This window comes from Halomonas sp. B23F22_20, from assembly GCF_043496985.1.
Lineage (GTDB): Bacteria > Pseudomonadota > Gammaproteobacteria > Pseudomonadales > Halomonadaceae > Halomonas.
In genome coordinates this window covers 1-7171 of record NZ_JBIEKH010000046.1, presented here as the reverse complement: position 1 = coordinate 7171, position 7171 = coordinate 1, and the positions used below count along the sequence as shown (strand labels likewise).

General features: G+C 65.6%; 7 protein-coding genes. All 7 read left to right on the top strand.

Annotated elements, in window-relative coordinates; translation table 11 throughout:
• Positions 1-332: 332 nt before the first annotated feature.
• The 7 genes from ACGTN6_RS20360 (at position 333) to ACGTN6_RS20330 (ending at position 6874) form a co-directional block, all read left to right on the top strand.
• Positions 333-998 carry an ABC transporter permease gene (locus ACGTN6_RS20360; protein ID WP_394594865.1) on the top strand — a complete coding sequence of 222 codons (666 nt, stop codon included), beginning with the start codon at positions 333-335 and terminating at the stop codon, positions 996-998.
• 44 nt (positions 999-1042) lie between these two features.
• On the top strand, positions 1043-2203 hold the full coding sequence (locus tag ACGTN6_RS20355; protein WP_394594863.1) for an ABC transporter ATP-binding protein: 1161 nt from the start codon (positions 1043-1045) through the stop codon (positions 2201-2203).
• Positions 2204-2207: 4 nt separating this feature from the next.
• On the top strand, positions 2208-2939 hold the full coding sequence (locus tag ACGTN6_RS20350) for an ABC transporter permease (RefSeq protein WP_394594862.1): 732 nt from the start codon (positions 2208-2210) through the stop codon (positions 2937-2939).
• Between the two features lie 84 nt (positions 2940-3023).
• Positions 3024-3905 carry a glycine betaine ABC transporter substrate-binding protein gene (locus tag ACGTN6_RS20345; protein WP_394594860.1) on the top strand — a complete coding sequence of 294 codons (882 nt, stop codon included), beginning with the start codon at positions 3024-3026 and terminating at the stop codon, positions 3903-3905.
• Positions 3906-3985: 80 nt separating this feature from the next.
• On the top strand, positions 3986-5290 hold the full coding sequence (locus ACGTN6_RS20340) for an MmgE/PrpD family protein (protein WP_394594858.1): 1305 nt from the start codon (positions 3986-3988) through the stop codon (positions 5288-5290).
• A gap of 73 nt (positions 5291-5363) precedes the next feature.
• Positions 5364-6206 (top strand): nitrilase-related carbon-nitrogen hydrolase, encoded by an 843-nt coding sequence (locus tag ACGTN6_RS20335; RefSeq protein WP_394594856.1) that lies wholly within the window; start codon positions 5364-5366, stop codon positions 6204-6206.
• A 146-nt stretch (positions 6207-6352) separates the two neighbouring features.
• Positions 6353-6874, top strand: coding sequence for a gluconokinase (locus ACGTN6_RS20330; RefSeq protein WP_394594854.1), 522 nt, complete (start codon positions 6353-6355; stop codon positions 6872-6874).
• The last annotated feature ends 297 nt before the right edge of the window (positions 6875-7171 follow it).

Genomic DNA, 7171 nt, shown 5'->3' with positions numbered 1-7171 from the left:
CTCCCGTCTCCCGTCTCCCGTCTCCCGTCTCCCGTCTCCCGTCTCCCGTCTCCCGTCTCCCGTCTCCCGTCTCCCGTCTCCCGTCTCCCGTCTCCCGTCTCCCGCAGCCCGAAGCCCGAAGCCCGAAGCCCGAAGCCCGAAGCCGAACCCCATGCATCACGGCTCGCAATTCCCACCATTGCGTATCGTCATCCACGCAAAAACAACGCTTTGCTAAGCTACGACCCCATGACGAGCACCCGCCTCACGCTCACGACATCATCAGTACTACGTCGTCAACGCCCGCCGACGGCTATGCTTCTTCGGCATGGAAACGATTAGGAGATAGGGACTTGGAGCTCTTTCAGTACGCCCTGGACAACCTCGACCTGCTGCTCTCGCGAACGCTCGAGCACATTGCCCTGGTCGGGGTGGCCGTGGGGATCGCCACCCTTACCGGCGTGCCCATCGGCATCGCCATCACCAAGAACGAGCGCCTGGCCAAGACCGTGCTTTACGTGGCCTCGATCATCGTCACGGTGCCGTCCATCGCGCTGTTCGGGATCATGATTCCGGTGCTGTCGCTGATCGGCCAGGGTATCGGCTACCTGCCGGCGGTCATCGCGGTGCTGCTCTACTCTCAGCTGCCGATCATCCGCAATACCTACACCGCCATCAATAACGTGGACCCGGCCCTGCGCGAGGCGGCCCGCGGCATCGGCATGAGCCAGAACCAGCGTCTGCGCATGGTGGAAATCCCGCTGGCGGTGCCGGTGATCATGGCCGGGGTACGCACCGCCGTAGTGCTCAACATCGGGGTGATGGCCATCGCCGCCTACATCGGCGCCGGCGGGCTCGGGACCTTCATCAGCCGCGGCATCTCACAGTCCGATCCCCGCCAGCTGATCGTTGGCGCCGTGGCGGTCAGCCTGCTGGCGATCATCGTCGACTACGGCCTGCTGGCGCTGCAGAAGCGCCTGACGCCCCTGGGCATGGAGCGCGCCGCCGAGACGGCCTGATGCCGCACCTCGCCGCCCCGCCTCACCAACAAGGACTCCGCTGAATGATTCGACTGGATAACCTGACCAAGGTCTTCGATACCCCCAAGGGGGCGGTCACCGCCGCCGACCACATCAACATGGACGTGCCCGCCGGCGAGATCTGCATCCTGCTCGGCCCCTCCGGCTGCGGCAAGACCACCACCCTGAAGATGATCAACCGCATCATCCGCCCCACTTCGGGCAAGGTGTTCATCAACGGCGAGGACACCACCGACCTGAACACCCAGGAGCTGCGCCGCAACATCGGCTATGTGATCCAGCAGATCGGCCTGTTTCCGAACATGACGATCGAGGACAACATCACGGTGGTGCCCAAGCTGCTGGGCTGGGACAAGGCGAAATACCGGGAACGCGCCCGAGAGCTGATGGACATGATCGCGCTGGACCCCGATGCCTTTCTCAAGCGCTACCCCAACGAGCTCTCCGGCGGCCAGCAGCAGCGCATCGGCGTGGCCCGGGCGCTGGCCGCCGACCCGCCGGTGATGCTGATGGACGAACCGTTCGGCGCCATCGACCCGATCAACCGCGCGGTGATCCAGGACGAGTTCCTCAAGATGCAGCAGGAGCTCAAGAAGACCATCATGTTCGTCAGTCACGACATCGACGAGGCGATCAAGATGGGCGACCGCGTCGCCATCTTCCGCGCCGGCCGCCTGGAGCAGTACTCCACGCCAGACGAGCTGCTGGCCAACCCCAAGGATGAGTTCGTCGAGTCCTTTCTCGGCGAGGACCGGGCGCTGAAGCGCCTCAACCTGGTCAAGGTACGTGACGTGGTCTCCGACGAGATCGGCACCGTGTCCCCTGGCGACACCCTGGAGACCGCCCTGGCACGGATCGACGACTTCGGCTACCAGAACGCCATCCTGGTGGTGAACGACCGGCGCCAGCCGGTGGGGCTGATCACCCGCTCCCAGGCGCGCACCACCAAGGGTTACTGTCGCGACCACTTCCAGAACGTGCCGGCCACGGTGTCGCTGGACGACGACCTGCGCAAGGTCGCCTCGCTGATGTTCTCCAACGACATCACCTGGCTGCCCTGCGTGGACGAGACCGGCCGCGTCTGCGGCCAGATCACCCAGCGCGCCATGACCCATCACCTGGGCTCGCGGTTCCGTCCCAAGGAGCAAGCACCCGCGACTGCCGACCCGGCCACCAAGGAGTAAGCCGATGCCGATCCAGAGCCTGAAGGGGGCCCTGCGCATTGCGCTGCTCATCGCCATCTTCTTCGTCGGCGTGTGGAGCCAGTCCAGCGGGGTCATCGACGACTTCATCTTCTACCTGCCCGATGTCCAGTTCCTGGCCGTCCAGCACCTGTGGCTGACTGCCATTTCAGGGGGCCTGGCCATTCTGGTGGCGATTCCTCTGGGGGTCGTGCTGTCGCGTCCCAGCATGGCCCGAGTCGCCGAATCGGCGATGCAGGTCCTCAACGTCGGCACCACCATTCCCACCCTGGCGGTGCTGGCGCTGTCGATGAGTTTCCTGGGCATCGGCACCGTGCCGGCGGTATTCGGGCTGTTCGTGGCCACCCTGCTGCCGATCACCCGCAACACCTACGCCGGCCTCAAGGGCGTCAACCCGGCGCTGATGGAGGCCGCCGCGGGGATCGGCATGTCGCCGACCCAGCGCCTGCTGCGGGTCGAGCTGCCCAATGCCCTCTACGTGATCTTTGCCGGCGTACGCACGGCGCTGACCATCAACGTGGGCACCGTGCCGCTGGCCTTCCTGATCGGCGCCGGCGGGCTCGGCGAGCTGATCTTCACCGGCATCGACCTCTATGACCCGGTGATGATGCTGTCCGGCGCCATTCCCACCGCCCTGCTGGCGATCGTGGTCGATGCCGTCGTGGCGACTACCGCCTTTTTGGTGGTACCCCGCGGGGTCAACCCGTCGCGGACCTGAACGGGCAACACCTACGCATTTCCGACCGCCTGTGGGCGGTCCCATTCGGCAAGATTCACCACTGGCAAGATCAAGGAGAACACCATGAAACGCTTGATGATGACGCTGTCCGGCCTGGCGCTCGCCGGTGCCATGAGCACCGCCCAGGCCAACGAGGTCGTGGTCGGCGGCAAGAACTTCACCGAGCAGCAGATACTGGCCAGCATGACATCCCAGTACCTGACGGGGCTCGGCTATGACGTCGAAAGCCGTGCCGGCATGGGCTCCGCGGTACTCCGCCAGGCCCAGGAGAACGGCCAGATCGACCTCTACTGGGAGTACACCGGCACCTCGCTGATCAACTACAACGACGTCACCGAGTCGCTGTCGCCGGAAGAGACCTATCAGCGGGTCAAGGAGCTCGACGGCGAGAAGGGCCTGGTGTGGCTGGAGCCCTCCGCCGCCAACAACACCTACGCCCTGGCCATGCGCGAGGAGAGCGTGGAAGAGACCGGCATCGACTCCCTCTCCAAGCTGGCCCAGGCGGTCAACGACGGCGAGGCGCTGAGCTTCGCCATGAACGCCGAGTTCTACGCCCGCGAGGACGGCTGGCGGCCGCTGCAGCAGGCCTACGACTTCCGCGTCGGTCGCGCCGACGTCAAGCGCATGGATTCCGGCCTGGTCTACCAGGCACTGCGCGACGGCCAGGTCGACGTCGGCCTGGTGTTCGCCACCGACGGTCGCATCCCGGCCTTCGACTTCCAGGTCCTCGAGGACGACCAGAACTTCTTCCCGGCCTATGCCCTGACCCCGGTGGTTCGCCAAGAGACCCTGGACGCCAACCCGGACCTCGCCGAGCAGATGAACACGCTGTCCGCACTGCTCGACGACCAGACCATGGCCACCCTCAACGCCCGGGTCGACGTGGAGCGCGAGACCATCGAGGACGTGGCCCAGAGCTTCCTCGAGGAAAACGAACTGCTCTGAGCACGATCCTGCCATGACGTCACACCGAAGGCCGCCCGTGGGCGGCCTTCGCCGTCTTCCCCTCCCTCGACGAGCTTCCGATGACCACCACCCCGCTCGACTGGATCCTCGACGCCGACCCGCTACCCAATGCCGCCCTCGAAGCCCAGGCCAAGCGCTGCCTGCTGGACCTCGTCGGGGTGGCCGCGGGCGCCACCCGAACCGAACTTGCCGACCGCGCCCGACGCTTCGCCGTCTCCCAGCATGGCGGCGAGCGGCCGCTGCTGTTCGCCGACGGCCGGGCTTCGCCCACCGGCGTGGCCCTGCACGGCGCTTGGCTGATCGACGCCCTGGACGCCCACGACGGCCAGGTACTGACCAAGGGGCATGCCGGCGTTGCCCTGCTGCCGGGACTGCTGGCTCTGCCCGAGGTCGCGCAGCTCTCGGGCCGCGACTTTCTGGCGCTGCTGACGCTGGGCTACGAGGTTGCGACCCGCGCCGGTATCGCCCTGCACGCCACGAGCCCCGACTACCACACCTCCGGGGCCTGGAACGCCCTGGGCGTCGCCGCCATGGCGGGGCGGCTGCTGGGCCTGGATCGTCGGCAACTGCACCACGCCCTGGGCATCGCCGAGTTCTACGGGCCGCGCAGCCAGATGATGCGCTGCATCGACCACCCCACCATGCTCAAGGATGGCTCCGGCTGGGGCGCCATGACGGGAATCTCCGCCGCGCTGCTGGCACGAGACGGCTTCACCGGCGCCCCAGCGCTGACCGTTACCGTCCCCGAAGTCGAACATCTGTGGCATGACCTGGGCCATCGCTGGTATCTCGACGAGCAGTATTTCAAGGCCTACCCGGTGTGCCGCTGGGCCCAGCCGGCCGTGGAGGCAGTGCTGTCGCTGCGTTTCGGAGTCGACGACCCAGCGACGATCTCGCGGATCGAGATCACGACCTTCCACGAAGGCAAGCGGCTACACGTGATGCACCCCGACAGCACCGAACAGGCCCAGTACAGCCTGCCCTGGTCGGTGGCCGCCGCCCTGGCCCGCGGCACCCTCGATACCGATGCCGTCACCACCCTCGATGACCCGGTGCTGCGCGCCCTGGCTTCCCGGGTCGAGATCCACGAGAGCGATACCTTCAATGCCCGCTTCCCCGCCGAGCGCTGGGCCTCGGCACGGCTACATCTCGACGGTGGCCGAGTGCTGGAAAGCGAGCCCTGCGAGGCCCGCGGCAACCCGCACAATCCGCTGTCCGACGATGAGCTGATCGCCAAGTATCACGGCCTGGCTGAACCCGTCCTCGGCAAACGCGCCGAGGAACTGAAGCGGATCATCCTGACCCTGGAAACCCGCGCGGTCGGCGATCTGCTCGACCTGCTCGGACCGGCCGAGGCAGACTGAACCATCTCCCTCGGTCGCGTCTCACCATCGACCGCCCCACTAACGCCTCTCTCCGTTGCCACGAGGACGTGATATGCACTATCAGGACGAGCTCCATGTCGCCGCCGCCCAGCTCAACGCCGAGCTGGGCGAGGTGGACGCCAATCTCGAGCGCCACCTCGAGATCCTCCGGGACGCCGCCGACCGCGGCGTCGAACTGCTGGTCTTCCCCGAGCTCTCGCTGACCGGCTATGGGCTGGGCAGCGACGTGATGCGCGTCGCCATGCCGGTGGAGGATCCGCGCCTGGCCCGACTGGCCCGAACCTGCGGCGACATGCAGGCGGTGGTCGGCTTCGTCGAGGAAGCCAGCCCCGGCGAGTACTACAACGCCCTGGCCATCCTCCAATACGGTGAGATCGTCGCCGTGCACCGCAAGCTCAACCTGCCCACCTACGGTGGCCTCGAGGAAGGCAAGTGGTTCACCCACGGCAGCGAGATTACCCATGCTCAGGTACGTCCCGGCTGGTCGGCGACTCAACTGATCTGCGCCGACCTGTGGAACCCTGCCCTGGTGCACGCCGCCCTGCTGCCCCGACCCACCGTGCTCTGCGCGCCGATCAACTCCGCCTCGGGCATCGTCAGCGAGGACTTCTCCAACGAGCAGAACTGGGCGCTCAACGTACGCTTCTACGCCATGACCTACGGCACCCCGGTGATCATGGCCAACCGCTACGGCCCCGAGGGTGCGAGCCACTTCTGGGGCGGCTCGCGCATCCTCGGCCCCCGCGGCGAGACGCTCGCCGCGGCCGAGGACGACGAGGGGCTGATCACCGCCATACTGTCACGCACGGCCATCGCCAGGGCGCGTTTCGAGCTACCCACCCATCGCGATGCCGATACTCCGTTGATACGCAAACTGATGGCCGGCTATCGCTAGGCGATATTCGAAAAGTGTCCGCGCTCGCCATATGGATCTCAGCATCCTCTCGCGCTCGATTCCGAGAAAAATGCTCATCTCTCATACTCAAAAAAATGCTAGAATCGCCGACAACCTTTCGATGTCATGACACGGCAGATTCTCGCATGAAGACGACCGCCAAGAGCATTCTCGTCATGGGGGTTTCCGGTTCAGGAAAGTCTCATATTGGACGACAACTGGCCGCCGCCATGGGGGCCACCTTCATCGACGGTGACGACCACCACGGCCCGGACAATATCGCCAAGATGAGCCGCGGCGAGCCCCTCGATGACAATGACCGTGCCAGCTGGCTGGCGACCCTTTCCGACCTCTACCGGGACTACCACGATCAAGGACGCGACCTGATCATCGGCTGCTCGGCGCTCAAGCGCGGCTACCGTGACCAGCTTCGCCAGGCGGCACCTGACCTGAAGATCCTCTATCTGTCGGGCAGCCGCCGGGTGCTGCTGGAACGCCTGGAATCCCGCGGCGGCCACTTCTTTGCCGGCGCTCACATGCTCGACAGCCAGCTCGCCACCCTAGAAGTGCCCGGCGCGGATGAGGCCATCCGCATGGACATCCGCCAGCCACCTCGCGAGATCGTCGAGCATTTCCTCGAGGCCATGAGCGAGAGCGACGACGACTGAACCACAGCCTGGACACCTATCAGAAGCAACGATAACTACGGCGCCAAGGCGCCGTTATTTTTTCATCATGCGCAAGAAAACGCCCCATCATTTCGCAAAAATCGCCAGGCACCTTCGAAAAAAAAGCGAGCCACCGGAAGACCGATGACTCGCCAATACCGTCAATTTCTCGGCGTCGTCAGCCCACCAGCCACATGGCCAGGTTCGGCCAGAACAGCAGCGCGAACAGCACGCACAGCTGCAAGGCGATGAACGGCAGCAGCGAGACGAAGATGTCCTTGAGGCTGACCTCGGGCG

Bases quoted from the DNA above. Each gene is read 5' to 3' on its own strand.
- ACGTN6_RS20335 (WP_394594856.1), top strand. From the start codon at position 5,364: ATGCACTATCAGGACGAGCTCCATGTCGCCGCCGCCCAGCTCAACGCC.
- ACGTN6_RS20355 (WP_394594863.1), top strand. From the start codon at position 1,043: ATGATTCGACTGGATAACCTGACCAAGGTCTTCGATACCCCCAAGGGG.
- ACGTN6_RS20340 (WP_394594858.1), top strand. From the start codon at position 3,986: ATGACCACCACCCCGCTCGACTGGATCCTCGACGCCGACCCGCTACCC.
- ACGTN6_RS20330 (WP_394594854.1), top strand. From the start codon at position 6,353: ATGAAGACGACCGCCAAGAGCATTCTCGTCATGGGGGTTTCCGGTTCA.
- ACGTN6_RS20350 (WP_394594862.1), top strand. From the start codon at position 2,208: ATGCCGATCCAGAGCCTGAAGGGGGCCCTGCGCATTGCGCTGCTCATC.
- ACGTN6_RS20345 (WP_394594860.1), top strand. From the start codon at position 3,024: ATGAAACGCTTGATGATGACGCTGTCCGGCCTGGCGCTCGCCGGTGCC.